A 26,594-nucleotide genomic window follows, 5' to 3' on the forward strand; every position below is an offset into this window, starting at 1 on the left:
GGGCTGTTGAAAGACAAAGTCTGCCCCTGGCCCGAGCCGGGCCGTTACTGTGGCCCATGATGGGACGTCATGAGTGGAATTCGGGGGCGGGGCGGTGGCGTCTCACCGCTCTGCTCGGCGTGGGGGCGGCCGCTCTGGCCCTGGTGGTGACCCTGATCAGCATGCTGCCCGGCAACGGCGCGAGCATCAGCGGCACCACACGTGACGGCGACAAGGTGCATGGCACGCCCGCAACTCCGCCCGCGTCCACGAGACCGGACGTCGGCTGGGGCTTCACGCACACCCAGTACAGCGCCGACGTGGGCAGCGGCCCGGCGACCGCGCGCGTCGAGGGGCTGCTCTCCGGGACGGGTCTGCCGCAGAACCAGCACATCATGGGCTGGGGCGCGGGCAATCCCGAGCCCGTGAAGGGCCGTTACGACTTCGAGGAGATGGACCGCCGGATCGACTTCGTCCGCGAGTCCGGCGGCACCCCGGTCGTCACCCTGTGCTGCGCCCCGGACTGGATGAAGGGCGGCAGGGCGGGCGTCGGCGCCACCGACTGGAGCCAGGCCGCTCTGGAGACCGCGCCGACGCCCGCCCACTACAAGGACTTCGCGGCCCTCGCGGCCACCGTCGCCAAGCGCTATCCGGACGTGCGCCACTTCATCGTCTGGAACGAGTTCAAGGGCTTCTGGAACGATTCCGGGGCCCGCTGGGACTACGAGGGCTACACCGAGCTGTACAACCTGGTCTACAAGGCGCTCAAGCAGGTCAACCCCGAGATCATGGTGGGGGGCCCGTACCTCGTCATGGACAGCGTCGACCCACGGCAGAAGCAGGACGCCTCCACCGCCCTGCGCGGTGCCTGGGGCGCCATGGACCAGCGGGTCCTGGACGCCTTCGCCTACTGGAACCAGCACAAGGCGGGCGCCGACTTCGTCGTCGTGGACGGCTCCAGCTACACCAAGGACGACGACCTGCTGCCGAACGAGTTCGCCGCCACCGACAAGCTCACCGCCGTAGGTTCCTGGGTGCGGAAGCAGACCGACGATCTGCCGCTGTGGTGGGCCGAGTACTACGTCGAGCCCGCCGACGGCAACGACGACCGCGACGGCTGGACCGAGGACCACCGCGTCGCCGTCCAGGCCGCCGGCATGATCGCACTGGTCAAGGGCGGTGCGTCCTCGGGCTTCTACTGGAACCCCGAGGAGCGGACGGGCACCGGCTGCGCGGGCTGCCTGTGGACGCCGACCGACACCGCGGCGGGCGGCAGGGAGCTGCCCATGTACGACCTGGTCTCCCGGTTCGGAGAGGCGTTCCCGCCGGGCACGACGTACCGGACGGTGCCGGTCGCCCAGGACGACGTCCCCAACGTCCGTGTCCTCGCCACCGACAAGGTCGTCCTCGTGGTGAACACCCTGGGCCGCGCGATCAGCGCCCAGGTCGACGGCAAGCGGTTCGCCATGAAGGCGTACGAGGTGAAGTGGCTCCAGCGCTGAGCCGCTCCACCTCGTACGCCGGTTGACCCGGTCCGGCCCTCAGCCCTTTCCCAGGGTCAGGAACCGCTGCACCAGCGAGGCCAGCAGCACCGCCAGCAGGGGCAGGGAGAACCAGAAACTGCTCTGCAACAGGCGCAGCCGCCGCACGCTCTGCGGCATCGCGACCCGTACGACCTCGCGCGCCGTCAGCATCAGTACCAGCGCCACGGCCGCGAGCCCGCCGACCACCGACCACGGCGTCCAGGTCACCCGCGGGCCGATCGGCCCGGGATGCGGCTTCGCGACCGGGCCGGCGGGCTGCTGGCGCAGCGCGTACATCGTCACGTCGTCGTTGACGAGGACCTTCCTCAGCTCCCGGCGGTCGTCCAGGTTCCTGATGAGCCGTGACTCCCAGTTCGCCGAGTAGCCCACGTCCATCCGGAGGTACGTCACCTGGCTGACATTGATCATGAGGTACGAGTTCGGTCCGGCGTCCTTGAGTGACTTGACCAGGCCCGACACCAGGGCCGGATCGACGGGCGCCAGGGTTGGCACGTACTGCACCTTCTCCATGTCCCGGGCGCCCCACGGCATCGCCGGCGTCACGTTGTCGACCGTGTCGTTGCTCAGCCACAGCAGCCGCACGGTCGGGTCGTCGTGGGCGTAGACGTAGTCCATCGCCGCGACCTCGCCCGGGCGGGTCCGTTCGAAGGACTCGTTGCCCCAGCGGGCCACCAGGAAGCCGCCCATCAGCAGCAGGCCCGCCAGGAGGGCGGCGAGCGGGGCGAGGCCGGCCCGGTCCTTTTCCCGCTCCTCGGCCGTCGCGCCGGTGCGCGGGAAGAGGGCGAGTCCTGCCAGGAGGGCCGCGCCCGGCACCGCGAACATGAAGACGCGCAGCGCCATCTCGCCGCCGTAGGACTGCATGCCGAAACCCAGGAACGGCACGAAGGTCAGCACCAGCAGCGACCGCTCGCGGTACTTGTGCCCGCGCCGCCGCCACCAGCCCCAGCACGCGAAGGCCAGCACGGCCCCGGCCAGCAGGACGCGCGTGTACAGCACGAGCTTGTGGGTCGAGTCGCCGCCCTGGATGCGCCCGGAGACGGACGTCGACACATTGCTGCCGACGCCGCCGACCCCGCCGAACAGCTCGTCGAAGTGCCCGGACCAGTACGGCTCGGCCATGAAGCCGACCCAGAACGCCACCAGCACCGCGAACAGGAGCGGCAGCCCGCGCAGCTCGGAGCGGCCGGCCAGGACGAGCGCCGCGAGCACGCCCAGCATCACGAACGGGGTGAGCTGATGGGCCGGGACGCTCGCCGCGTACAGGCCGATCAGCACCATGAGCAGCACCGCCCGTTGCCCACGGCCGGCCGGCTCCACCTCGGCCTCGCCGGGGCGGGCCTTGGCCCAGATCACCCGCGGCGCGCGGAACCACACCAGCAGGATCGCCACGAAGACCAGGTAGAACAGATAGGTGAAGCCCTGCGGCGAGAAGTAGTCCTGGCCGACCCAGCCGCTGAGCACGAAGATCCAGATACCGGTCCACTTGGCGCGCCAGCTCGCCCTCAGTGACCGCACCAGCAGCAGCATCGGCGCCAGATAGAGCAGCTGGATGGCCGTCGGCCACCAGCGGATGACCTCGGTGAGGTCGGTGACCCCGCAGGCCTTGGCGACGAACGCGGCCACCGCGAAGAAGCCCGGCCAGCTCCAGCGCGCGTCCAGGTCCGGTACGGCGGACCCCGTGCGGTCGATGTAGTCGAGGAACCCCAGGTGCTGCCAGGCCGTCGCGAAGCGCGGCTCGGTCTCGATCACGGCGGGCAGCGCGTGCAGGGAGACGACCGTCGCGAGCAGGGTGGCCAGCAGCAGGCCCCGGTGCTCACGGCCGCGCCACAGCAGCCCGGCGAAGACCACGACCAGCAGCGCGGCTCCGGCCAGGGTCGGCAGCGGCAGGACCGAGATCAGTCCCAGGCCGCCCATGCGTGCGAGGGAGCCGTCGTTCAGTGACAGCGCGGGCACCCAGTACAGCAGCAGTGCCGCGACCAGCAGGGAGCCGAGCAGCAGCCCGGACCGGGTCGGCCGCGACCGGACCGCCCCGCCGCCAGAGCCGGGAGAGCGCGGATCGTCCGGGAGCTGCGGGTCCTCCTGGGCCTTTCGGACCCGTGCGGTGGAGCCGTGCGGTCCCGCCGGACGGTCCGGCGGCGGCAGCCTCAGCGACCATGTCGTGCGGTCGTGGTCCCCGGGCACGGCGAGCGTCCCGGTGGGCGGCGTGCCCGGACCGGGGCGCACGTCAGGCCGGCGCTCCTGGTGGTCGAAGTCCACATGGATGCCGAGCGCGAGCGTGTCGGCGTCGAGCTTCTTCGCCCAGGACGGGCCGGTCCTCGGCACGGGGACCTCGCGCGCCCCCAGGTCGGCGAGGTCCCCGTCCGGTGCCGCGTCCTCGGGCACGGCGTCGGCGGGCGCGGTGCGCAGGATCCGGTAGAGCTTCGGCGCGGCGATCGCCACGATCACCATGAGGCTGGAGATCTCCGCGACGCCGGCGCCGGTGAGCCCCATACGGGGCAGCAGCAGCACGGTCAGGCCGAGCACCAGCGCGCAGAGCAGCCCCTGGAGACAGGCCAGCCCGAGCGTGCGGCTCTGGGCGCGCAGGACCGCGAAGTACGTCTCCATGACGACCCGCAGCAGCGCCCCGACCGCGAACCAGCGCAGCAGAGGGGTCGCCGCGTGGGCGTAACCGTCGCCGAAGACGTGCAGGATGACGGGCGCGCCGAGGAACAGCAGCCCGCACACGGGCAGCATGATCCGGGCCATGCGCTTGAGCGCCGCCCGGGTGTTGGCGGCGAGCCGCGCCGGGTCGTGCGAGCCCTCGACGGTGAGTGAGGCGCCCATGTTGATGGCGAGCAGGTTGGTCGTGCCGCCGATGGTGGTGGTGATGTAGAAGTACGCGTTGTCCGCGGGGTTGACCTGCGAGGCCACGATCACCGGGACCAGGTAGACCACCGCGAGCGAGAACAGCGAGCCGGTGTAGTCGCCCGCCAGGAACCGGCCGACCTCCTTCAGCGTAGGCGGGCTGGCGTGGTCCTCGGTCGCCTCGATGTGCCGGGGCACCAGACGTCGGAACACCAGCCAGCCGAGCGGCAGTACGGAGGTGACGATGGCGGCGACCCAGGAGACGAAGACGCCCATCGCGGGGATGGCGGCCGCGAGCCCGACGAGCAGCACCAGTTTCACCGCGGAGAACACGGTGTTGCCCACTGGCACCCACAGCGCGCTGCGCAGCCCGGTCAGCACGCCGTCCTGGAGGGTGAGCAGGTTCCAGGTCACGACCGCCACGACGAACACGAGCGCGCGGCCCGGCCCGTGCAGGAAAGCGTACGACCGCCCCCACACGTTCAACGTGAGCAGGAAGACCCCCGCGGCCAGGGCCACGACGATCGAACTGCCCGCGTAGGTACGGAGGATGAGACGCCCGGTGGTGCGTCCCGAGATCGGGATGAAGCGGGCCAGGGCACCGGTCAGTGTCACCGCGGTGAGCCCGGCCAGGAGCTTCATCGCGGCGATCGCGGCCGATCCCTCGCCGACCGCGGTATCGGAGTAGTAGCGGGCCGCGACCAGCCAGTAGCCGAGGCCGAGCACCGCCGAGATACCGGTGTTCAGCATCAGCGCGTAGGCGTTGCGGAACAGCTGGCTGCCGCCGCCCCCGCCGCTTCCGGGCAGGCGCAGGCGGCGGCCGGACCGTTCCGGTGGCGCGGCCTGGGTCTCGGGGTCCTGGGCTGTGGTCGTCGTGTCAGACACGGGAACGGATGGCCTTCCGGCAAGCCTGTCGTGCTCTTCGGACCACGGCGTACCCCTTGGTCAGGGCGCGGTCCCTGGCGAAGTTGCGGGCGATCGCACGGCCTTGGACGAGCCGTTCGAACTCCTCGGCGTCCGTGTTGCGGCGCACGGTGACCCGTTGCAGCGCATACGGTCCCTGGCTGCGGCGTGCGAGACCGTTGCCGACGGCGAGCGACTGGCGGTAGCCCGTCTCGCGCACCGTACGGCGCACCCGCCGGCTGGAGTAGCCGTACGGGTACGCGAACGAGACCGGGCGGGTGCCCAGCTCGTCGGTGATGATCTCCGCGCAGTGCACCAGCTCGAACCGGAGCGCGTCGTCGGGGAGCTGGTCGAGCTGCGGGTGCGTGTGGCTGTGGCCGCCGATCTCGACCCCGGCGCCCGCGAGCTCGCGGACCTGGTCCCAGCCGAGCATGGTGTCGAGGCCGCCGCCGGTGTCGTGGGCGCCCCTGATCCACCCGGTCGAGACGAACAGGGTGGATGCGAAGCCGTGCCCGGCGAGCGCGGGCAGGGCGTGCCGGTGCACGCCCTCGTAGCCGTCGTCGAAGGTGACGAGGACGGGCCGCTCCGGCAGGGGCGCGCCCTCCCGCCAGCTCCGGGCCAGCTCGGCCGTGGTCACGGGCGTGAACTTCAGGTCCGCGAGCATCGCCATCTGCTCCGCGAACGCCTCCGGCGCCACCGACAGGGCGCGTGTCGCCTCGTTGGGCGCCGTCGCGACCGAGTGGTACATGAGGATGGGCACGGTCCGGACGCTCATGCGGCCTCCCTCGAACCGCCGGGGAGTTCCACGACGGAGAATGCGACGCCGCCCCGGCGCGCCCGGACGCTCCCCAGCACATATCCGCCCGCCGCCGAGACGACCCCGGCGACGATCGCGCCGGCCCGGCCCGCGCCGCCGGGACGGGCCAGCAGGGCGTCGCGCAGTCCGCGGACCACCCCGGCGGGCAGTACCCGGGTGGTGTAGCGGCGCTCCGACTCCAGGCCCTTGCCGGAGCCGACGCTGCGGGCCACGAGTGCCTTGGAGAGCCCCTCGGCATAGGTGCGGGTGCGGAAGTAGGCGAAGTGCTCGCGTGGCGCGGGCACCCGGTGGTGGATGACCGCCCGGTCGTCGATCAGCAGGATCGCGTCGGGCCGGGCCCGGGTGAGGCGGATGCACAGCTCCGTCTCCTCGCAGCCCAGCGGACGCTTGTCGCCGTCGCGCCCGATGCCGGTGGCGAAGCCGCCCGCCGCCTCGAAGGCCGTGCGGCGGAAGGAGGCGTTGCCGCCGAGGACGTTGCGTACCCGGACCCGTCCGGGCGGCAGTCCCTTGTAGGTGCATCCCACCACCCAGTCGAACTCCTCCGGGAACCACGCCGGGCGGCGGCCCGACGCCCAGAGGGGCATCGTGCGGCCGCCGACGGCCATCACCCGAGGGTCCTCGTACCCCGACGCGAAGTGCCTCAGCCAGTCGCGTTCGGCCACGGCGTCGTCGTCGAGAAAGGCGATGATCTCCCCGTGCGAGGCGGTGATCCCCGTGTTGCGGCCGGCGGACAGGCCGCGAGGGCCCGCGTTGGCGAGCACGCGGACCTCCTCGACCTCCTTGTACTCCCTGGTCAGCCGGTCCAGCAGGGTCTCGTTGTGGTCCACGACCAGCAGCGTCTCGCGCGCCGGCAGGGACTGCGCCCGCACCGAGGCGACCGCCGCGAGGATGTCCTCCCAGCGGTCCTCGGTGTAGACGCAGATCACCACGGAGATGTCCCGGTCCTTCAAGACATCTCTCCCTGACCCGAGTTGAGTGCCACCGCGTGCGGGCGGCGGCGCAGCGCGCGCCGGTTGGAGCGCTCCTTCAGGATGACCTTCAGCACCCGGAACCCGTCGCGCACCGCACGCAGATTGCTGGCGCCGTGGATGCGGAGGTACTCGTGGCTGGGTATCTCCTGCACCTTCAGGCCGGCCTTGACCACCCGGATGTTCATCAGGGTCTCGACCTCGAAGCCCGTGCAGTCGAGGTCGATCTTGTCGAGGCAGTGCCGCCAGAACGCGTTGTATCCGTAGCAGAGGTCGGTGTACCGGGCGCCGAACTTCGCGTTGACGATGGCGCACAGCACCCGGTTGCCCAGCTTGCGGATCGGCGTCATGTCCGAGGTGCCGCCGCCGTTCGCGAACCGCGAGCCCTTCGCGAAGTCGGCGCCTGAGACCAGGGCGGAGACATAGCTGACGATCTCCTGGCCGTCGGCCGAGCCGTCCGCGTCGACCATCACGATGATGTCGCCGGTGCAGGCCCCGAACCCGGTGATCAGGGCGTCGCCCTTGCCCTTGCCCCGCTGCCCGACGACCTTCACCCCCGGCCACAGATCGCGCGCGACCTCCACGGTGTTGTCGGTGGAATTGCCGTCCACGAGAACCACTTCGTGGATCCAGTCGGGAAGGGTCTTGAAGACGTAGGGGAGATTCTCCGCCTCATTCATGGCGGGAATCACCACACTCACCGGCGGCGCAATGGCCAGGTGAGTGGAGATGGGCCGGTACTTCCCCGGCGTTAACGGATCTTGGCCCGAAACTGCCGGGCGCAGTACAGAACTCATGAGTCTGGTCCCTCTCGTCCGGTGGACCGTCCGCCCCTGGACGGTCCGGCTCTTTTTCCGGTTCGAAAGGGGGGTTCTCACTCACGGCATGCCGAAATGGATCTCCGTGCATGCCGGGTGAGCTGGCAAAGCTGGCCGTCTGCCGGGAAAACGGCAGCCGGTCGCGCGGCACGACTCGTGCGACTGTGGTCGCCGAGCACGGCACCCCCCTACCGCGCCCCGCGCCGGAACCATCGCGGTACCTGAGCCCTCCCCTGGACCGCTGGGTGATGGACCGATGCGGGTTGATGTATGACGGTATTGACGATTGCGACTTTATGGCAAGACCTGGGACGTGTCCCTCGTATTCGCTGATAAGGTCGTCAATTCAACCCCTCGAACGGATTTTCCCCATCCGTTTCAGGATCCGGTCGGCCGGCTCGAAGAGTTCCGGCCGCGACAGCACCGCATTGCGCAGTGCCCGGACCGGGGCGCGGCGCGCCCTGTGTCCGAACGCGACGGGGTGACGGCGCGTCACCCACCCCTCGGACACGAAAAGTTCCCGTGTCTTGAGGGAGTCCTTGTATTCCTTCTGGCCCCGCCCGAGATCCAGATAGGCGATGCCGTCGGCCGCGGCCGCCTCGGCCATCCTCAGATGCAGGATCAGTCCGGGCGAGTACTTCGCGAAGTCCGGGTCGTACGCCGGGAACCAGCAGGCCAGCACCCGCTCGGTGCGCAGTCCGAAGTGGGCCGCGACCGGCCGTTCGTCCGCGTAGAGCACCGAGAGGATCCCGGCGAACGGCTCGGAACGGGTGTGGAAGAGCTGGTGCACCAGCTGATTGATCCAGGGGTGCGCGAAGCGGTCGCTGCGCCCGGTCCTGCGGTACTGCGCGGACTTCCAGGCCATCAGGGTGCGCAGGGCCGCCGGGTCGCGCTCGTCGTGGACGTAGCGCATCCGGCCGGCGTCCCGCCCCAGCTTGCGCTCCTTGGCCAGCGTGGTACGGGTGAACTTCGGCGACCGGGCGCGCAGTCGGCTCAGATAGGCTTCGTAGCCCTGGTCGACGTCCATGACCGGGGACGGGAAGGTGCCGGAGGCCTCCGCCGCGAACGGCTCCTGACCTTCCACCAGATGGTCGAACTCCCAGACGGCGAGTCCGCAGGCACGCAGCAGTTCGTGCGCGTCCCAGGCGAAGCCGGGCCGGTGCACCAGGCCCTGGCAGTCCGAGACGCCGAGTCCCACGGCCCGTCCGACCCCGGCGGTGGTTCTCTGGAACGGGAAGAAGGCGGCGGGCTCGCCCTCCTCGTACACCACCGCGATCCGTACGCCGCGTCTCGTGCGCCCGACGGCGAGCGCGAACTCCGGTGACAGGAACGGGTTCGCCAGCTCCGGCGAGCCGTTCAGATGGGCCTTCGACTGCAAAGCCGTCCATGCCGCCCGGTCGGCGGCGCTCAGTTCGCCGGGGCGGTACACCCTGATGTCCACGTCGTCAGGCCCGTCTTCTCGCGGTACGGCGGCGCTGCCGCCGTACCGTTACCAGCAGGAGAACGAGGGAGCTGATCGCGGTCACCGCGAGGATCCCGCCGGTGACCGACCACCGGTGGACCGCCAACATGCCTTGGGCAACCAGAAGGTCGATCGCGATCGCTCCCGCCACGGACACCAGCGCGCGGGGCCAGGGATCCAGCCCCCGCAGAGCGGCGCCGACGGCCGATGCCGGCGCCGCGAGCAGGAAGAACAGCGTGAACGGGCCGCGCAGCGGCGAGCCCGAGTCGCTCAGCGCGAGGATCGCCCCGACCCCCGCCACGGCGACGCCCACGCCGACGAGCAGTGGGAACAGGCCCCTCCCCGGATCCTGTCCCGGCCCTCCGTCCTCGCCGGACGGAGGTGGCTTGATGCCTAAGGTCTGCATTGGCGACTTTGCCCCCCGAAGCGCCGGATGCCGGGCTTCAATGTCGCGCAGCGGGGAGGGGGTCGTCAAGATGCGGAAGCGGGGCGCACGGGTTCTTCCTCGCTTTAAACATGTGTTCCCCGGAGGCGGGACGGCCTCCGGGGAACCGTCGTTCGAGAGGTCGAACGGACGTGTCATGCCTATGCGCTTGCCGTAAGCGCACAACGGGGCGGGGGTGAACGCCTGGGCCAATTTGTATGAATGCCGAAAACAGTCTTGGCATGGACACTTCCAGTCAACTCGCGTAGCTGCTACGACCGTTGTGGCAGATCCTGCTAAAGGAGGTTCCATGAGACGTTCCCGATTTGCGGCGTACGTGACTTCGCTCCTCCTCGCCGTCGGCCTGGCCCTCACCGGGGCCGCCGCGGCGCAGGCCTCACCGCTCGCCGCGACCGGTGGCTATGTGGCCCTCGGTGACTCCTACTCCTCCGGCGTCGGCGCCGGCAGCTACATCGGCTCCAGCGGCAGTTGCAACCGCAGCACGAACGCCTACCCGTACCTGTGGCAGGCCGCGCACGCCCCCGCTTCGTTCAGCTTCCTGGCCTGCTCGGGCGCCAAGACGACCGATGTCCTGAGCAACCAGCTCGGCACCCTCAACTCGTCCACCAGCCTTGTGTCCCTCACCATCGGCGGCAACGACGCGGGCTTCTCAGACGTCATGACGACATGTGTGCTCCAGTCCGACAGCGCCTGTCTCTCGCGGATAGCGACCGCAAAGGCATATGTCGACACGACCCTGCCCGGCCAACTGGACGCCGTCTACTCGGCGATCCGTACCAAGGCCCCCTCGGCCCATGTGGTCGTGCTGGGCTACCCCCGCTTCTACAAGCTCGGCAGCAGCTGCGTCGGACTGTCCGAGACCAAGCGTTCCGCGATCAACGGCGCCGCCGACCACATCGACGCCGCGATCGCCAAGCGCGCCGCCGACCACGGCTTCACCTACGGCGACGTGCGCACCACCTTCAGCGGCCACGAGATCTGCTCGGGCAACTCCTGGCTGCACAGCCTCGACTGGCTGAACATCGGCCAGTCCTACCACCCCACCGCGGCCGGCCAGTCCGGCGGCTATCTGCCGGTGATGAACGGCGCGGCCTGAACGGTCACGAACTCGAGGGGGAGGCCCCGTACGACGGGGTCTCCGTCTCACACGTCACCGAGAACGGCACGGTGTTGGACCTGACCTCCACCGGAGAGCGCACCTCCACACCGATCGCGTTGCGCACCGAACCGCCCGGGTCGTACGTCGTGACGACGACCTGCCGCTGCTTGGTCCTTCCGCCGCCCCCGGGGAAGGACAGCGTCTTCCAGCCCGGGTCCGACACCTGCCCCCTCGCGGTGACCCAGCGGTAGGACACGTCGACCGGGACGCTGCCGACCGTGAACGTCGCCGTGAACGTGGGCGCCGCGGAGTCCGCCGGCGGACAGGCGCCGGAGTAGTCGGTGTGCGTCCCGGCGACCGTCACCCGCACATACGGCACGGGCGGGCTCGCGGTACGGCCGCCGCCTCCACCGCCGGCCGAGGACCGTCCGGTGGGTGCCGTGCCCGCTCCCGTGCTCCTCCCGGGACCGCTCGAAGCCCCGTCGCCCACGGTGTCGCCGCGGGAAGCACCGCTGCTCGTATGGCTGCCGGCGCTGCTGTTGTCGTTCCGGTGCACCAGCGCGTACGTCAGTCCCGCCAGGGCGAGCGCGAGCGCGGCCAGACCCGCGACCAGGACCACCGCGGCACCGCGGCGCCGCGGCGGGGGCCCGGACTCGGCCGGGTACGCGGGCCGGGTCACGCCACCGGGGGCGGGCGTGGGCAGCGGGGGAGTCGGGGAACCGGCCGGGAACGCCGAGACCGTCGGCGTGTAGGAGGGGGCGGGAGCGCCCGCGCGCGGGGTGCCGCCCGCGCCGATGACCCGCAGGTCCTGTTCGGCCCGCTCGGCCGGGATGCGCTCGGCCGGGTCCTTGCGCAGCAGCCCCTCGATCACCGGGGCCAGCGGACCGGCCCGGCGCGGTGGCGGCAACTGCTCGTCGACGACCGCCCGCAGCGTGCTCAGCGGAGTGTTCTGACGGAACGGGGAGTTGCCCTCGACGGCCGCGTACAGCAGCACGCCCAGCGACCACAGATCGGACTCCGGTCCCGGGGTGCGCCCCAGCGCCCGCTCCGGGGCGAGGAACTCGGGTGAGCCGATGACCTCCCCGGTCATGGTCAGTGCCGAGCTGCCCTCGACCGTGGCGATGCCGAAGTCGGTGAGGACCACCCGGTCGTCGTTGGCCAGCAGCACATTGCCCGGTTTGACGTCGCGGTGCAGCACCCCGGCCGCGTGCGCGGCGCGCAGGGCGGCGAGGACCTCGGCACCGATGTGCGCGGCCCGCTGCGGGGAGAGCGGGCCCTCCGCGTCCAGCAGGTCGGACAGCGCGATGCCACGGATCAACTCCATCACGATCCACGGGCGGCCGTCCTGGTGGGCCACGTCGTAGACCGTCACCACGTTGCGGTTCGCCACCCGGGCCGCAGCCCAGGCCTCGCGCTCCAGCCTGGTGTACATGCGCTCCACCTCGGCCGACGGAAGCCCGGCGGGGGCGCGTACCTCCTTGACGGCGACCTCGCGGTGCAGGACCTCGTCATGGGCCCGCCACACCGTCCCCATGCCGCCCTCGCCGAGGGGGGACAGCAGACGGTATCGCCCCGCGATCACACGTTCACGGCCCGGTTCTTCGGACACGGGCGTCCCCCATTCGCATCCGCGCGACGTATGCACTCCGCGTGATTTCTCCCCAAAAGTAGCTCAACCGAGTGCGGATGCGGCCCCCTTGAACACCAGTCCGGCCCCGAGGACCACGACGACGAACGCCGACCCCAGGGGCGCGGTCCTGCGCACCAGTGCCGCGGCCGGGCCGTGGGTCCAGCGAGGACGCCGGTCCAGCAGGCGGTTCATCCCGCTGCCCAGCTTGACCACCGCGACCCCGGCAGCGGTCAGCGTCAGGGCCAGTCCGACGCCGTACGCGACGACGAGCAGCAGCCCGAACCAGGCCTGTCCGAGCGCGGCGGCTCCGACGAGGACCACCACGGCGGAGGGACTGGGAACCAGTCCGCCGGCGAAGCCGAGGAGGATCGTGCCGCGCAGGGTGGGCGCGGTGGGGTGAGTGTGGGTGAAGCCGCCGTGGGTGTGGGGGACACCGTGGGAGTGGGCGTGTGGATGGGCATGCGGGTGCTCATGTTCGTGATCGTGGTCGTGGTCGTGCAGGTGATCGGGGTCGTGCGGGTGCTCGTGCCCGTGCTCGTGCGCGTGGTCCGAGCGGGCGTGATCCCCGTGTGCGTGGTCCCCGTGTGCGTGGTCGTGCGTGCGGTCGCCGTGTGCGTGCCCATGCGACTGGCCCCCGTGCGCGTGTGCATGTGCAGGGCCGTGCGCAGGAACCCGGTTGCGCCAGGCCCTTCGGACGAGCGACGCGCCCGCCAGGGTGACCAGAATCCCGCTGGCCAGGCCCAGCCAGGCGATCACCGACGGCGCCGCCGCCGAGCCCGCCGTCACCAGCAGGCCCAGGGCGACCACCCCGAGGGTGTGGGTGACCGTCACGGAGGCGGCCAGGGGCAGCACGTCCCTGAGCTTCGCCCGGCCGCCGCGGGCCGCCGCGGTGGCGGCCATCAGCGTCTTGCCGTGGCCGGGGGCCAGCGCGTGCATCGCCCCGAGGCCGACCGCGATGACCAGCGCGAGCGTGGCGAAACCGACGGTGAGGTGGTGCCCGGCGACGAGGTTGTCCAGCGCCCGGGTCCACCGGTCGGCACCGCGCGGCAGGACGGCGGCTGCGGGAGCGTCCCGCCGGTCGTCGGCGAGGGCGGCACCGCCCGGGCGCACCCGCAAAGAGGCCCTGACGGTGTCGGACGGCGAGGAGAGCAGATCCTTGGGGTATTCGGTCAGCACCCGGGACACGGACGTCTTCGGCACATCGGACGCGGTGAGCGTCATACGGTCGCCGCGCGCGGTGATCTCCCGCCAGCCGGGGCCGGTGGCCGCGCCCTCGCTGTGGAAGCCGACGGCCACGGTGTCCCCCTCGGGCAGGGGCGCCCGCAGACCGCACTCCACGCGCAGGGTGTGCAGTCCCGCCTGGCCGGGCCGCAGTTGCGCCCGGCTCGTGCCGACGGTCAGTGGGACCCTGTGTCCGTCCACGGTGACGCTTCCGTCCTCCGCTGCCTTCGCGCACCGTCGCCGGGCCCACTCGGTGAGGCCGAGCTTCTCGAGGTCCGGCCCGGCCTGGGTGGCCGGGATCTCCGCGAGGTCCTCCACATGGTCGATCCGCAGCCGTCCGGGGGCGGCGACCAGGCCGTCGTACCGGTTGACGGTGAAGTTGCCGAGCGGATGGGCGCTCGCGGAGCCGGCGGGCACCAGTACGAGCGCGCAGGCGGCCGTGAGGGCGGCGGCGCCCGAGGCGGCGACGCGACGCAGGTTCACTTCCCCGCCTCCAGGGCCTTGCGGGCCTCGCGAGCGCCCAGCGGGGAGAAACCGGGGTTGAGGCGCAGGGCCGAAGCGAGCGAGGCGCGGGCCTGGTCCGTCCGGCCGACGGCCCGCTCGATCATTCCGCGGTGGTAGAGGAAGACCGCGTTGCGGTAGCCGGTGGCCGTGGCCTGCCGGGCGTAGGGGAGGGCCTCGCGGTCGCGGCCGCTCCTGTGCAGGGCCCAGGCGAGGGCGTCCGCGGTGTGCACGGTGTGGCGGCGCGCCCACTCGGCGCGGGCGGCCTTGAGCGCGGCCTCGCGGTCGCCGTGGTCGGCGGCGGCCAGGGCGGTGTCGAGGTCGGCGTCGACACCGTTGGCGCGGGCCAGCGAGACCCACGCGTCGACCAGGGCGTACTGGTCGCGGGCCCTGGCCCGGTCGCCCTCCTTGCCGCGTGCCTCGTACAGTTCGCCGAGTTCGACGAGCGGCTGGGGGAGCGGACAGCGGTCCACGAGCTGCTCCATGCCCCGGATCGCCTCGGCGGTGTCGCCCTGGGCCGCCTGGGCACGGGCGCGGCCCTCCAGCGCGGGGAGGTAGTTCTCGTCGGCGGCCAGGGCGCGCGCGTAGTGGCCGAGTGCGGTCTTGTACTGGCCCTGGCTCCAGGCGAGCTGGCCGAGCGCGGTGGCCACGTAGGCGATGTCGCCGCGGCTCGTGGCCGTGCCCAGTGCCTGCTGAAGGACCCGGCGGGCGGTCCGCACGTCACCGCGCAGTTCGTGGACGTAGGCGTAGCGGGTGAAGACGGGGACGCCCGGACGGCGCGCGTCGGCCAGGTCGGCGGCCTTGGAGGCGTCGGTGTAGCGACCGAGTTCGACGAGCGCGTCGATACGGGAGGACAGCGCGCGCTCGCTGTACGGGTTCTGCTTCAGGGCGCGGTCCGCGTACGTCAGGGCGCCGGTGAAGTCATGGCGGGCCGCCGCCAGCGCGGCGCGGCCGGCGAGCGCGGCGTCGTTGTCCGGGCGCAGTGCCAGGGAACGGTCCAGCGCGCGCTGTGCCTGCGGATAGCGGGAGGGATCGCCCTTGGTGCGCGCCTGTTCGACGTCGGCCAGGCCCAGAGTCGCCCAGCCGCCGAAGTCACGCGGCTGGGCACGGAGATGGGCTTGCAGGGAACGGATGCTCGCGTCGAGGTCACCGCCGGCGAGGAGTGCGGGAGAGATCGCGCCGGACGTGGACGCCACCGGGGTGGTACCTCCGGTGTCCCGCACGGCGCCGACGACGACGGCGCCCGCGGTCAGCGCGACGGCCAACGAGGCGGCACAGAGCCCGAGCTGCACGGCCCGCCACCGCCGCCCGGCCGCGGAGAACCTCCGCAGGGCGGCCGACCGGTCACCACGGCCGACGGGCTCGGCGGAGCCGGCCCCCGGGCCACCCGACGCGCCGTCCGCTCCGCCGGTGGCGCCCTCCTCGGGCGTGGTCTCCGCCGCGCGGAGCGTCGGTGGCGTCGGCTCGGCCTCCGGCCGACCCTCGTGCCCGCTCTCCGGCGCGCTCTGGTTCGTACGCGGGGACATGCCCTCTCCTCAATCTCCCGGTCGGAAACGGTCGTTGTCGAATGCGGAGCGGCGCGGCCCGCGCCGTGGGGGATGGGTGGGTACGGGCCGCGCCGGTCGAGGGGGACGGGACCGAAGGGCCGGTCCCGTCCGGCGGGCGGGTCAGTACGCCCGGCCGCGCGAGCGCCGGCGCCACCACATCAGCGCCGTGCCCACCAGCAGGACGCCGGCCGCACCCGCCGCCGCGGAGGAGGCGACCAGCGTGGTGTCCGGGCCGCTCGCACCGGTCGGCATCAGCCCGTCACCCAGCTGGTTGCGCACGTTGTTGCCGGTGCCCTTCGCCACTGGACCGCGCGAGCCCGAGGTCGGCTGGGCCAGGTACGGGAAGGAGTGCTCGAACTTCTGGTCGTTCGCGTCGACCGCGTCGCCCAGATCGTTCTTCGAGCCCACCAGTTCGCCCTCCACCACCTGGAGCGCCTCGTCGATCACGTCGTCGGTGAGCCGGCGCCCGTTCGGGAAGCCCGCGTTGTCGCCGTCGAGCACACCGAGCCGCTTCGGGGAGGCGGCGGGCTTGATCGAGGTGTTGAGCCGCAGTTCCTCCGACGGCCGCACGTTCGGCGGCTGGTTGAGGCCCTTGACGCCCTTCAGGAAGACGTCCACCAGGTCGTTGCGCGGCTCCGCCGGCGCCTTGATCTTGTAGATCGCCTCGATGAGCTTCGGCAGCTCCGGGTTGGTCACGTTCTTCAGGAACTGCGCGTCGTCCCACGGCGAGGACGCGTTGAACTTGTCCTTGTCCTTCTGCGGGTTGACGACCTCGTTGACCAGCGGGTTGCCCAGACGGGAGACCTGCGACCAGTCACCCTTGGCGTCCTTGCGCTGCACCGTCGACCAGATGCCGACGACCGGCTGGTGCGCCGACTCGCGGATGTAGTCGTTGGGCACCTGAAGCGCGAGGGAGTTGACGTTGTAACCCTTGAGGGTGTCGTTGCCGACCTCCGAGAGGTTCCCCCCGTACAGCAGATCGAAGACGCGCAGGTCCGCGAAGAAGGGGTCGTCCGCCTGGCCGGCGAACGTCGTGGCGCCGCCGGTGAGCTTGTAGACGGCCTGGTTGCGCAGCTTGCCGTAGTCCGGCATCGACGCCTTGCCCACGTTCGACGGGGCGACCGGCACATTGTCCGCGATCTTGGTCTTCGACACCAGCTTCTGCTTGTGCAGCTTGACGAGGTCGATGTCGTACGTCTGCGTGACGTTGAGGTCGGGGTCGTCGATGCTGTCGACCGGACCCGTGTTGTAGAGGAACGTGTTCTTGTTCTTGACGTGTGTCTTGAACGTGTAGCGGAAGATCAGCTCGCTCTGCGCGTCACCGTTGTTGTCGACGTGGATGTCGTACTGCGCGTCGTCCGCGAACGTGTAGAAGTTCGGGCCGCCCGCCGGTTCCTCGAACGGCACGAAGTTCGCGATGACCGTCGTCGTGTCCGGCTTGTCCGGGCTCACGAACGCGTACAGGTCGGTGTTGTCGTACTGCGGCTGCCCCGAGATGAGCGGAGCCTCCCGGTGGGAGGAGGCGGAGGCCGCCCCCGGTACCAGCGCGGTCACGCCGGCGGCTGCGAGCCCGCCGGCGGCCAGCGCACCACAGATGAGGGTCGCGATGCTCCTGCGCCCCGCGCCGCTCCTGGAGATAGGTGTCATGCCGTCCGTCCTCCGTGCCAACTTGCCTGACGCACTGGGATTCGGAGCGGCCGCCGAGGCGGATTGGTGGAACCCGGAAAATCTTTTCGTGCCTGCTCGACCCGCGTTTTCACCTCGCTGATCCGTATCCCTCCCGAAGGGGTGGGCGCAGCGCGTGCCACAGTGACGCAAGCAAGCCGTGCACGGCGGCGGAGAGGGGGTTACGGGTGGAGGCGGACGAACTTCTGGTCCTTGTGGCCGGAGGTGACCAGAAGGCCTTCGAGGAGCTGTACGGACTGGTGTCCGGGCCGGTGTTCGGCCTGGTGCGCAGGGTCGTACGGGACCCGGCGCAGTCGGAGGAGGTGGCGCAGGAGGTGCTGCTCGAACTGTGGCGTTCCGCCCCGCGGTTCGACCCCGGCCGCGGCAGCGCCCTGTCGTGGATCCTCACCCTCGCCCACCGCCGTGCCGTCGACCGGGTGCGCAGCGCCCGTGCCGCGGGCGAGCGCGAGCAGCGCGAGGCCCGGCGCGCCCACCACCCCGCCTTCGACCACGTCGCCGAGGAGGTGGAGGCCGGCCTGGAGCGGGAGTGGGTGCGCCGCTGCCTGGACCGTCTCACCGCCCTTCAGCGCCAGTCCGTCACGCTCGCCTACTACGACGGCTACACGTACCGTGAGGTGGCCGAACGGCTCTCACTGCCGCTCGGCACGGTCAAGACGCGGATGCGCGACGGACTCACCCGGCTGCGCGAATGCCTGGGAGGAGTCGCATGAGCATCCTCGACCGCCTGCTGCGCCGCGAGGACCTGCACTCCCTGGCCGCGCCCTACGCCCTCGACGCCCTGGAGCCCGCCGAGCGCGTGCGCTTCGAGAGGCATCTGGCCGGCTGCGAGCGCTGCGCCGCCGAGGTGCGGGCCCTGTCCGAGGACGCCGTGCGCCTCGCCTGGTCCACGACCGCCCTGGCCCCGCCCGGCCTGCGCGACCGTGTTCTGACCGCCGTGCGCAACACTCCCCAGGACCCCGCGCCCGCATCCGCGCACGACGTGCCCCGCGCCCACGCCCGCGCACCGCATCTGCCGCCGCATGTCTGGGGCACCGCCCCGCCGCCCGCACGCGTCCGTGCGCCGCGGATGCGCCCCCTGTTCGCCCCGTTCGCCACCGCGACGGCCGCGGCGGCCCTCGTCGTCGCCGCGCTCTTCGCGGTGCAGGCGACGCAGACGCGGGACAGACTGGACGCCGAGCGCGCACAGGCACGTGAGATCGCCCACGTTCTCGCTGCTCCCGACGCCCGCGCGTCCAGCGACCGGGACGCCAGGGGCCGGGGAATCGGAGTAATCGCCTCCGCTTCTGAGGGGCGCGCCGTCGTCACCCTCAGCGGACTTGATGCGCCGCCGAGCGGGCGTGTGCATCAGCTCTGGCAGATGCGCCCCAACGCACAACCGCGCTCCCTCGGGCTGTTCCACGACGACACGCCCCTGGTCGCGAGCGGCCTGAGCAAGGCGGCGACGTCACTCGCCGTAACCGTGGAACCCGACGGGGGCTCAGCGCAGCCCACCAGCCAGCCCGTTGTTCAACTCGCCCTGCAATCCGTCGGATTCGGAGGGTAGCCGTCAACCCCCTTACGGAGAAGGTGAATCCTGTGGGCGTGATACCCGCGTGCCCCGAGGGAACGATAGGGTTAGCCTGCCCGGGCCGGGTGGACTCGTACGGGTGGGGAGTGACATGGAACAGATAACAGTGCGCAGCAGGGCGAGGGTCCCTGCGATCACCTGCGGGAGCAGCGCGACCAGTTCGCGCCTCGACCGCCATCTCTCGGTGCTGGGCGGCCCTGCCGTGCCGCAGTGCGAGACGGCCGAGGCGACGTCCCTGATGCGTGAGCTGACCGCACGTGGCACCGCGCACGAGCGCAGCGGAAGGGGTGCGCGGGTGAGGAAGGTTTCACTCTTCGCGCCGCTGCGCCGCCTGCGCCGTTCGCTGTTCGGCGGTCGCTGAGCGGCCACCGGCGTTCCTCACGGCGCCCGCGACGCGGGCGCCCAGGGCCCGCGCTCAGGCCGCCACACCGTCCCGGCGCAGCGCTGCGATCTCTTCGTCCGTCATCCCCACGGCACGCAGCAGCGTCTCGGTGTGCTCCCCGAGCGCGGGCACGTCCCCCATCCGTGCCTCGTTCCCGCCCGGCAGCGTGATCGGCGGGAGCAGTGCCCTGAGTGTCCCCACCGGCGTCCCCACCTCCCGCCACCGCTCCCGGGCCGCCAGCTGCGGATGCCCGGCCAGCTCCCGCAGGTCTCTCAGGCGCGCACACGCGATGCCCGCCCGCTCCAGCCGGTTCATGGCCTCGTCGGTGTCCAGCGCGCCCAGCGCCTTGCCGACGAGCGCGTCCGTGCGGTCCCGGTGGGCGACCCGCGCCGCGTTCGTGGCATACGCCGGGTCGTCCCCCAGCTCCGGCTGCCCGAGCACCTGCCCGGCCAGCCGCCGCCACTCCCGGTCGTTCTGCACGGACAGCAGCACCCGGCCGCCGTCCGCCGTCGGATAGGCGTCATAGGGGGCGATGACGGCGTGCGCCAGACCCGTGCGCGCCGGTGGAGTGCCGTCGTGCATCGTGTGATGCAGCGGATGGCCCATCCATTCCGCCAGCGCCTCCAGCATGGAGATCTCCACCGGGCCGCCGCGCCCGGTCGTGCCCCGCCGGACGAGCGCCGCGAGCACGCCCGAGAACGCGTACATGGCCGCCGCGATGTCGGCCGCCGGAATACCCGCCTTGACGGGCTGCTCGGGCGTCCCCGTGACCGACACCAGCCCCGCCTCGCACTGTACGAGCATGTCGTACGCCCGCTTGTCCGCGTACGGACCGGACGCCCCGTAGCCCGAGATGTCCACGGCCACCAGCCGAGGGTGCGCCGCGCACAGGGTGGCCGCGTCCAGGCCGAGCCGGGCCGCGGCCCCCTGGGCCAGGTTCTGCACGAACACGTCGGCGTCCGCGACCAGCCGCCGGACGACGTCCCGGCCCCGCGGATCCTTCAGATCCAGGGCGATCGACTCCTTGCCGCGGTTGCACCACACGAAGTGCGAGGCCAGACCGCGGGCGGCGGTGTCGTAGCCACGCGCGAAGTCGCCGCCGTCGACCCGCTCGATCTTGATCACCCGGGCACCGAGATCGGCGAGCTGACGGGTGGCGAAGGGGGCCGAGACGGCCTGTTCCACGGCGACGACGGTGATGCCCTCCAGGGGCAGGGGCAGGCCCTCGGGGGGCAGGGGCAGAGGATCCATGGGCTGGATCATGACCTGCGGCGGTGGGCCTTGTCAGCAGGTCGTCACCGGGGACGCGCGTACCGGCGCACGGCCGACGGCGCGAACACCGCGATCAGCACCGCGCACCAGGCCAGCGACCCGGCGACCGGGTGGGCCACCGGCCAGGCGGCACCCCTCGGGACGGGGGCGTTGCCGAAGAGGTAGCGCAGCGCGGTGGTGACCGCGCTGATCGGGTTCCACTCGACGAGGGTGCGCAGCCAGCCGGGCATGCCGTCGGCGGGGATGTACGCGCTGGACAGCAGCGGCAGCACGAAGGTCGTGCTGGCCAGCTGCCCGGCCGCCTCCTCGTTACGGGGCAGCATGCCGAGGAGGATCCCGGCCCAGGTACAGGCGAACCGGAACAGCAGCAGCAGGCCGAGCGCGCCCGCCGCCCGTGCCGCGGACCCTTCGATGCGCCAGCCCACCGCCAGTCCGACCAGCAGCAACGGCACGGTCCCGGCGGCCGAGACCACGAGGTCGGCCACCGCCTGCCCGAGCGGTACGGCCGCCCGGCTGACCGGCAGCGTGCGCAGACGGTCCATCACGCCGCGGTGCGCGTCCTGGGAGGCCTGGAGCATCCCGGTGGTCAGCCCGCCCGCGGCCGTGGCCGCCAGCAGTCCGGGGACGAGGAAGGAGCGGTACTGCTCGCCGGGCATCGCGACCGCGCTGCCGAAGACGTAGCCGAAGAACAGCAGCATGGTGATCGGCATGGTCTGGGTCAGGACCACCAGACCGGGGTTGTTGCGGATCCGCTGGAGCTGCCGCCCCAGCATCGCCGTGCCGTCGTGCGCCAACATGCTCATGCCACCAGCTCCTTGCTGCCCGTGAGGCGGAGAAAGACGTCGTCCAGGGTCGGCGGGCTGATGCTCGCGTCGAGCAACGGCACGCCCGCCGCGTCGAGTTCACGCACCAGGCGCGGCAGGGTGAGGGTCGGGTCGCGGGTGACGGCGCCCACGGCCTTGCGGTCGCGGTCGATCGACGGCTCGGCGCCGGTGAGCCGGTCGAGGACGCCCGCCGCCCTCACCATGACGTCCGCGTCCGTGACGACGACCTCCGCGTACGCCCCGATGAGCGCCTTGAGCTCGGGCGGCGAGCCCGTGTGCGCCACCCGTCCGCGGTCCACCAGGGCGATCGTGTCGGCGAGCTGGTCGGCCTCCTCCAGATACTGCGTGGTGAGCACGACCGTCGTGCCCTCTTCGGTCAGGTCGCGCACCGTGTCCCAGATCCGGTTCCGGCTGGCCGGGTCGAGGCCCGTGGTGGGCTCGTCCAGGAAGAGCACGTCGGGCCGGCGGACCAGGCTCGCCGCCAGGTCCAGTCGCCGCCGCATCCCGCCCGAGTAGGCGGACGCGGGCCGGTCGGCCGCCTTTGCCAGTCCGAACCGCTCCAGCAGCTCGTCGGCGCGCGCCGCCGCGTCCCGGACCCGGTGCAGCCGGGCGAACAGCCGGAGGTTCTGCCGCCCGGTGAGGTCCCCGTCGACCGATGTGTCCTGTCCGGTCACCCCGATCCTGCGGCGTACCGCCGCGGGCTCCCGCACCAGGTCGTGGCCCGCCACCCGCGCCGAGCCGGCGTCGGGGCGCAGCAGCGTGGTCAGCAGGCGTACCGCCGTGGTCTTGCCTGCCCCGTTCGGGCCGAGGAGCCCGCAGACCGTGCCCTGTGCGACCGCGAGGTCCAGTCCGCGCAGGGCGTGCACGCCACCGAACCGCTTCTCCAGCCCCTCACTAAGTACAGCGTACGTAGTAGTCATGGGTGGACCATAGCGCACTACGTACGCCGTACGTAACTACGATGGTGGGCGAGGTGATGACGGATGGCGGGCCGAGCGGCCGAACCCCATGTGATCTGGGCGCGCCCCGAGCGCACGGGCCGAGGGCCGAGGCCGGCGTACACCCGCGCCGACATCGCGGCGGCCGCGGTGCGCATCGCGGACGCCGAGGGACTGGACGCGGTCTCCATGCGGCGCGTGGCGGCCGAGCTGGGCTGCGGCACGATGTCGCTGTACAACTACGTCCCCCGCAAGGAGGACCTGTACGAGCTGATGATGGACGCCGTGGGGGGCGAGCACGAGCTGTGGGAGCCGTCCGGGGACTGGCGCGCGGACATGCTGCGCCTGGCCCACCAGACCCGGGCCCTCATGCACCGCCACCCCTGGCTGCCGCGAATGATCTCCGGTCACTACGGCTTCAGCCCCCAGGCGCTGCGCTACCTCGAGCACTGCCTGGCCTGCCTGGACCCGCTGCCGGCGCCCGCCGCCGCCAAGCTGGAGCTCATCGCGATGGTGAACGGCGTGGTGACGACGGCCGTCTCCAATGAGCTGGCCACCGCCGAGCGCGCCCGCTCCCTGCCCTGGTCGGCGGAGCAGGAGCAGGCGGTCCGCATGGCCTACCTCGGCGGACAGCTCGCGACCGGTGCCTACCCGCGCCTGGCCGCCGCCCTGACGGAGGGCGCCGGACCGGTCGACCTGGACGCGGTGTTCCAGCGCATCGTGGAACGCGTACTCGACGCCTTCGAGCCCAAGGACCGGTACTAGAGCAACGCGCCCGAGGAGCGGTACTAGAGCAACGCGAACTGCCCCTCGGGGCCCTCCTCCTGGTGATCGAGCACGGAGGCGGGACGGCGGGCCGTGCCCGGGACCGGCAGGACGCCCGCCGCGCGCAGCTCCTCGGCCGTGACGGGTGCGCCGAGCGTCAACGCCTCACGCGACGGCCGCACATCGGCGAGCAGGGCCAGGACCGTGATCAGTTCCAGCAGCTCGGACGTCCAGGTCTGCGGCCAGGTCGCGGGGCGGATCGCCGTCAGTGTGCCCTGCTGTCCCTGAACGGTACGGGCCGCGAACCACTGCTCCAGGACCCGGGCCCCGCCCGCCTCGAACTCCCAGGCCTCCGGCGGCACAGGGGAGATACGCCCCTCGTCGAGGTGGAGGGTTTCCTCCTCGGGGTCGTAGTGAATGGTCAGAGGCCGGGTGGGCAGCGGGGCGCGGACGTAGGGGCGGCGGCCGCCCGGCAGTTTGGGGCGTTCGCCGTCGCGGCGCATCAGCCACAGCATGCGGCGGCCCAGCTCCACGCCGTGCGACCAGTGCTCGGGACTCTCGGTGAGGGGGACGGCGAGTCCGCCGGGGCCGGGGCATGCGACCGCCATGGTCCAGGCGAGCATGTCCGCCGGGGTGGGGCTCAGGCCCAGACGAGCGCTCAGGTGCTCCAGCAGGCCGGGTGCCAGGTTGGGTTCGGCGCCGCCGGGCCTGCGGTACAACGGGCGGACGAGGCCGGGGCGGACGAGCGGCGGCAGGGACGTCGCGAGCAGGACCGGGCCGCCCGAGTCCGTGGCGCTCTCCACGACGAAGATCTGGTGGTCGTCGGCGACCCGCCACAGCTCGGGCCGGGCCGTGTCGATGAGGCGGTGGTCGGGGATCAGCCACTGCTCGTCGAAGGGCGCCGCCAGGACGCGTACCGGCTCCGGGCAGGGGCCGACGGCCCGCGCCAGCTTCTCCGTGCCGCCGGACCGGCCCGGCAGCTGTCCGACCGCCGAGTGCAGGGTGCGGGAGCGTGTCGGTTCGAACAGTGCCTCACGAGCGGGTCCTTCGGCCTCCATCAAGGCGTCCCACCGCGCCTTCAGGCAGGCCGCGTCGGGCGCCGACGGCCAGGCGCGGCCCGGCCGCAGCGGTGCGACGGACCACGGCATGAGGTCCGCGAGCAGCGGAGCGTCGTCGTGCGTCACGCCGGGCATCGTACGACGTGCTCAGGTGGCCTCGAGGGTGACCGTGAAGGAGAAGCGGTCCCCCCGGTAGTGGATCACCGCCACGTCCAGGGGCCGCCCGGAGGTGTCGTAGGTGACACCCGTGTAGTGCAGGATCGGGCTGAGCAGCGGGACGTTCAGCAACTGGGCCGTCTCCGGGTCCGCGAGCCGTGCCTGGACCGTGTCCGTGATGCGGCTGATGCCCGCGCCGACCACGTCCCGCAGCACCTTGGTCATCGGCCAGCGGACCAGGTCCTCGGCCTCGATGCGTTCCGCCAGCTCCGGACGGACGTAGTTGCGCGCGTGGTTGGTCGGCTCGCCCGTCTTCTCGTCGCTGCGCAGCCGGTGATACGTCGCCACCTCGGTCAGATCCGGGAAGTGCTCGGCGAGTTCGGCCGGTACCGGCGCCGTGCCCCGGTCCAGCAGCTCGGTCGTCATGCCGGACTGCTGGGCCACGATCGCGTCCACCGAGCCCAGCAGGCGCACCGGGGCGCCCCTCCTCACGCTGGGCTCGATGAACGTGCCGCGCCGTCGGTGGCGGCTGATCAGCCCCTCGTCCTCGAGCTCCTTCAGCGCCTGCCGCATGGTCAGCACGCTCACCCCGTAGTGCCCCGCGAGCTGCTCCTCGGTGGGCAGGCGCAGCGGGTCCCGGGGTGAGCGGCCGAGTATCGAGGCGCGCAGCGACTGCGACACCTGGTACCAGAGTGGCAGCTTGCGGTTCAGAACGATCGAGTCGGGGGCAAAGGAGGTCACGGGGCTATCCGTACCGGTCGTCGGCGCTCAGCGCAACGGCTGGTAATGGCGCTCGAAGCCCCGCCACACATCGTCGTATCCGCGCTGGAGGTGCTCCGCCTGAGCCGCGTGCGGTGTCAGGGTCACCGGCCAGCGGGTCTCGAACATGAACGCCAGCCCGTCGTCGACCTTGTGCGGCCGCAACTCGGCCGCGCTCGCCTTCTCGAACGTCTCCCGGTCGGGGCCGTGCGCCGACATCATGTTGTGCAGCGATCCCCCGCCCGGCACGAAGCCCTCCGCCTTCGCGTCGTAGGCGCCCTCGATGAGCCCCATGTACTCGCTCATCACGTTCCGGTGGAAGTACGGCGGCCGGAAGGTGTTCTCGCCCACCAGCCAGCGCGGTGCGAAGACCACGAAGTCGACGCCCGCCAGTCCGGGGGTGTCGCTCGGCGAGGTCAGCACGGTGAAGATCGACGGGTCGGGGTGGTCGTAGCTGATGGTGCCGATCACATTGAACCGGCGCAGGTCGTAGACGTAGGGCACATGGTTTCCGTGCCAGGCGACGACGTCGAGCGGCGAGTGGTCGTAGAGGGCCGTCCACAGGTTGCCGCAGAACTTGTTCACCACCTCGACGGGCCCCTCGACGTCCTCGTACGCGGCGACCGGCGCCCGGAAGTCGCGGGCGTTCGCCAGGCCGTTGGCGCCGATCGGGCCGAGGTCGGGCAGACGGAAGGGGGCGCCGTAGTTCTCGCTGACGTAGCCACGGGCGGCCGGGCTCGGCCCCTTGTCGGACTCAGTGTCGAGCAGCTCCACGCGGAAGCGGACGCCGCGCGGGATCAGCGCCACCTCGGCGGGCTCCACGCGCAGCATCCCGAACTCGGTGCGCAGCAGCAGCCCGCCGCGCTCCGGCACGATCAGCAGTTCGCCGTCGGCGTTGCTGAAGACACGGTCCATGGAGGCGTTGGCCTGATAGAGGTGCACGGCCATGCCGGTGCGCTGGGCGGCGTCGCCGTTGCCGCCCAGGGTCCACAGCCCGGCGAGGAAGTCCGTGCCCGCGGCCGGTTCGGGCAGCGGGCTCCAGCGCAGCCGGTTCGGGTCGGGCACCGTCTCCGTGAAGGGCGCCGAGCGCAGCGTGCCGTTGTCGGCGCGGGTGAAGGCCGGGTGGGCCGCCGAGGGGTGGATGCGGTACAGCCACGAACGGCGGTTGTGCGCCCTCGGCTCGGTGAACGCCGTACCGCTCAGCTGCTCCGCATACAGCCCGAGCGGCGCGCGCTGCGGGGAGTTGCGGCCCTCGGGCAGCGCGCCCGGGACCGCCTCCGAGCTGTGCTCGTTGCCGAAACCGGAGAGATACGACAGCCCCTCCGCGATCTTCCTCGTGTCCCCGCTCATCCACGCTCCCTCGCAACGGATTCCTATGCATCACCGTAGGATTCGGGGGTCGGGTGCGC

At 71.8% G+C, this 26,594-nt stretch carries 22 protein-coding genes; 6 read left to right on the forward strand and 16 right to left on the reverse strand.

The window, feature by feature from the left end:
• Positions 1–59 precede the first annotated feature (59 nt).
• Entirely contained in the window at positions 60–1,481 is a 1,422-nt protein-coding gene (locus ABZ876_RS29200) for a xylan 1,4-beta-xylosidase (RefSeq protein WP_361787676.1), read from the forward strand.
• A gap of 39 nt (positions 1,482–1,520) precedes the next feature.
• Here the strand turns inward: ABZ876_RS29200 and ABZ876_RS29205 are convergent, their stop codons facing one another.
• The 6 genes from ABZ876_RS29205 to ABZ876_RS29230 form a co-directional block, all read right to left on the reverse strand.
• Positions 1,521–5,252: a lipopolysaccharide biosynthesis protein gene (locus ABZ876_RS29205; protein WP_361787509.1), complete on the reverse strand. Its 3,732-nt coding sequence runs from the start codon at positions 5,250–5,252 to the stop codon at positions 1,521–1,523.
• The gene (locus ABZ876_RS29210) at positions 5,245–6,045 is read right to left on the reverse strand and encodes a polysaccharide deacetylase family protein (protein ID WP_361787511.1); all 801 of its coding nucleotides are present in this window, start codon (positions 6,043–6,045) and stop codon (positions 5,245–5,247) included. The genes ABZ876_RS29205 and ABZ876_RS29210 overlap by 8 nt, the downstream gene beginning before the upstream one ends.
• A complete protein-coding gene (locus tag ABZ876_RS29215) occupies positions 6,042–7,037 on the reverse strand; it encodes a glycosyltransferase family 2 protein (protein WP_361787513.1) in 996 nt (331 codons plus the stop codon). Before ABZ876_RS29215 ends, ABZ876_RS29210 begins: the two co-directional genes overlap by 4 nt.
• Entirely contained in the window at positions 7,034–7,852 is an 819-nt protein-coding gene (locus tag ABZ876_RS29220) for a glycosyltransferase family 2 protein (protein ID WP_361787515.1), read from the reverse strand. The genes ABZ876_RS29215 and ABZ876_RS29220 overlap by 4 nt, the downstream gene beginning before the upstream one ends.
• 367 nt (positions 7,853–8,219) lie before the next feature.
• Positions 8,220–9,314 carry a GNAT family N-acetyltransferase gene (locus tag ABZ876_RS29225; RefSeq protein WP_361787517.1) on the reverse strand — a complete coding sequence of 365 codons (1,095 nt, stop codon included), beginning with the start codon at positions 9,312–9,314 and terminating at the stop codon, positions 8,220–8,222.
• Positions 9,315–9,318: 4 nt separating this feature from the next.
• The gene (locus ABZ876_RS29230; protein ID WP_361787519.1) at positions 9,319–9,741 is read right to left on the reverse strand and encodes a hypothetical protein; all 423 of its coding nucleotides are present in this window, start codon (positions 9,739–9,741) and stop codon (positions 9,319–9,321) included.
• Between the two features lie 328 nt (positions 9,742–10,069).
• On the opposite strand from ABZ876_RS29230, the gene ABZ876_RS29235 reads away from it, so the two are divergent.
• Positions 10,070–10,876: an SGNH/GDSL hydrolase family protein gene (locus ABZ876_RS29235; RefSeq protein ID WP_361787521.1), complete on the forward strand. Its 807-nt coding sequence runs from the start codon at positions 10,070–10,072 to the stop codon at positions 10,874–10,876.
• 4 nt (positions 10,877–10,880) lie between these two features.
• On the opposite strand, the gene ABZ876_RS29240 is transcribed toward ABZ876_RS29235, so the two are convergent.
• The 4 genes from ABZ876_RS29240 to ABZ876_RS29255 all read right to left on the reverse strand — a co-directional run bounded on the left by ABZ876_RS29240 (position 10,881) and on the right by ABZ876_RS29255 (position 17,425).
• Positions 10,881–12,488, reverse strand: coding sequence for a serine/threonine-protein kinase (locus ABZ876_RS29240; protein ID WP_361787523.1), 1,608 nt, complete (start codon positions 12,486–12,488; stop codon positions 10,881–10,883).
• A 63-nt stretch (positions 12,489–12,551) separates the two neighbouring features.
• Positions 12,552–14,213 (reverse strand): sulfite exporter TauE/SafE family protein, encoded by a 1,662-nt coding sequence (locus tag ABZ876_RS29245; protein ID WP_361787525.1) that lies wholly within the window; start codon positions 14,211–14,213, stop codon positions 12,552–12,554.
• Positions 14,210–15,757, reverse strand: a complete 1,548-nt coding sequence (locus ABZ876_RS29250) for a tetratricopeptide repeat protein (protein WP_361787527.1) — start codon at positions 15,755–15,757, stop codon at positions 14,210–14,212. Before ABZ876_RS29250 ends, ABZ876_RS29245 begins: the two co-directional genes overlap by 4 nt.
• A gap of 141 nt (positions 15,758–15,898) precedes the next feature.
• Entirely contained in the window at positions 15,899–17,425 is a 1,527-nt protein-coding gene (locus tag ABZ876_RS29255) for a DUF4331 domain-containing protein (protein WP_361787529.1), read from the reverse strand.
• A 206-nt stretch (positions 17,426–17,631) separates the two neighbouring features.
• Here ABZ876_RS29255 and ABZ876_RS29260 point away from each other — a divergent pair, with 206 nt between their 5' ends.
• From ABZ876_RS29260 to ABZ876_RS29270, 3 genes are all read left to right on the forward strand, one after another.
• Positions 17,632–18,174: a sigma-70 family RNA polymerase sigma factor gene (locus tag ABZ876_RS29260; protein ID WP_234517510.1), complete on the forward strand. Its 543-nt coding sequence runs from the start codon at positions 17,632–17,634 to the stop codon at positions 18,172–18,174.
• Positions 18,171–19,007 (forward strand): anti-sigma factor, encoded by an 837-nt coding sequence (locus tag ABZ876_RS29265; RefSeq protein ID WP_361787531.1) that lies wholly within the window; start codon positions 18,171–18,173, stop codon positions 19,005–19,007. The genes ABZ876_RS29260 and ABZ876_RS29265 overlap by 4 nt, the downstream gene beginning before the upstream one ends.
• Before the next feature lie 115 nt (positions 19,008–19,122).
• Entirely contained in the window at positions 19,123–19,392 is a 270-nt protein-coding gene (locus ABZ876_RS29270; RefSeq protein WP_361787533.1) for a hypothetical protein, read from the forward strand.
• Between the two features lie 54 nt (positions 19,393–19,446).
• Here the strand turns inward: ABZ876_RS29270 and ABZ876_RS29275 are convergent, their stop codons facing one another.
• Genes ABZ876_RS29275 through ABZ876_RS29285 form a run of 3 tightly spaced genes read right to left on the reverse strand, consistent with a single transcriptional unit; the run spans position 19,447 to position 22,429 of the window.
• Complete coding sequence (locus ABZ876_RS29275; RefSeq protein WP_361787535.1) at positions 19,447–20,664, reverse strand: CaiB/BaiF CoA-transferase family protein; 1,218 nt, start codon at positions 20,662–20,664, stop codon at positions 19,447–19,449.
• A 44-nt stretch (positions 20,665–20,708) separates the two neighbouring features.
• Positions 20,709–21,488 carry an ABC transporter permease gene (locus tag ABZ876_RS29280; protein ID WP_361787537.1) on the reverse strand — a complete coding sequence of 260 codons (780 nt, stop codon included), beginning with the start codon at positions 21,486–21,488 and terminating at the stop codon, positions 20,709–20,711.
• A complete protein-coding gene (locus ABZ876_RS29285) occupies positions 21,485–22,429 on the reverse strand; it encodes an ATP-binding cassette domain-containing protein (RefSeq protein ID WP_361787542.1) in 945 nt (314 codons plus the stop codon). The genes ABZ876_RS29280 and ABZ876_RS29285 overlap by 4 nt, the downstream gene beginning before the upstream one ends.
• A 63-nt stretch (positions 22,430–22,492) precedes the next feature.
• Here ABZ876_RS29285 and ABZ876_RS29290 point away from each other — a divergent pair, with 63 nt between their 5' ends.
• Complete coding sequence (locus ABZ876_RS29290; RefSeq protein WP_361787544.1) at positions 22,493–23,212, forward strand: TetR/AcrR family transcriptional regulator C-terminal domain-containing protein; 720 nt, start codon at positions 22,493–22,495, stop codon at positions 23,210–23,212.
• A gap of 23 nt (positions 23,213–23,235) precedes the next feature.
• Here ABZ876_RS29290 and ABZ876_RS29295 read toward each other — a convergent pair whose 3' ends face one another.
• From ABZ876_RS29295 to hmgA, 3 genes are read right to left on the reverse strand one after another with little or no spacing between them, the layout of a single operon-like run.
• Entirely contained in the window at positions 23,236–24,405 is a 1,170-nt protein-coding gene (locus ABZ876_RS29295; protein WP_361787546.1) for a type ISP restriction/modification enzyme, read from the reverse strand.
• A 12-nt stretch (positions 24,406–24,417) separates the two neighbouring features.
• Positions 24,418–25,167, reverse strand: coding sequence for a GntR family transcriptional regulator (locus tag ABZ876_RS29300; RefSeq protein WP_361787548.1), 750 nt, complete (start codon positions 25,165–25,167; stop codon positions 24,418–24,420).
• A gap of 27 nt (positions 25,168–25,194) precedes the next feature.
• Positions 25,195–26,535, reverse strand: coding sequence for a homogentisate 1,2-dioxygenase (gene hmgA, locus ABZ876_RS29305; RefSeq protein WP_361787550.1), 1,341 nt, complete (start codon positions 26,533–26,535; stop codon positions 25,195–25,197).
• Positions 26,536–26,594: the final 59 nt, after the last annotated feature.

Origin of the sequence: Streptomyces sp. NPDC046931 (assembly GCF_040644655.1) — a bacterium.
Taxonomy (GTDB): domain Bacteria; phylum Actinomycetota; class Actinomycetes; order Streptomycetales; family Streptomycetaceae; genus Streptomyces.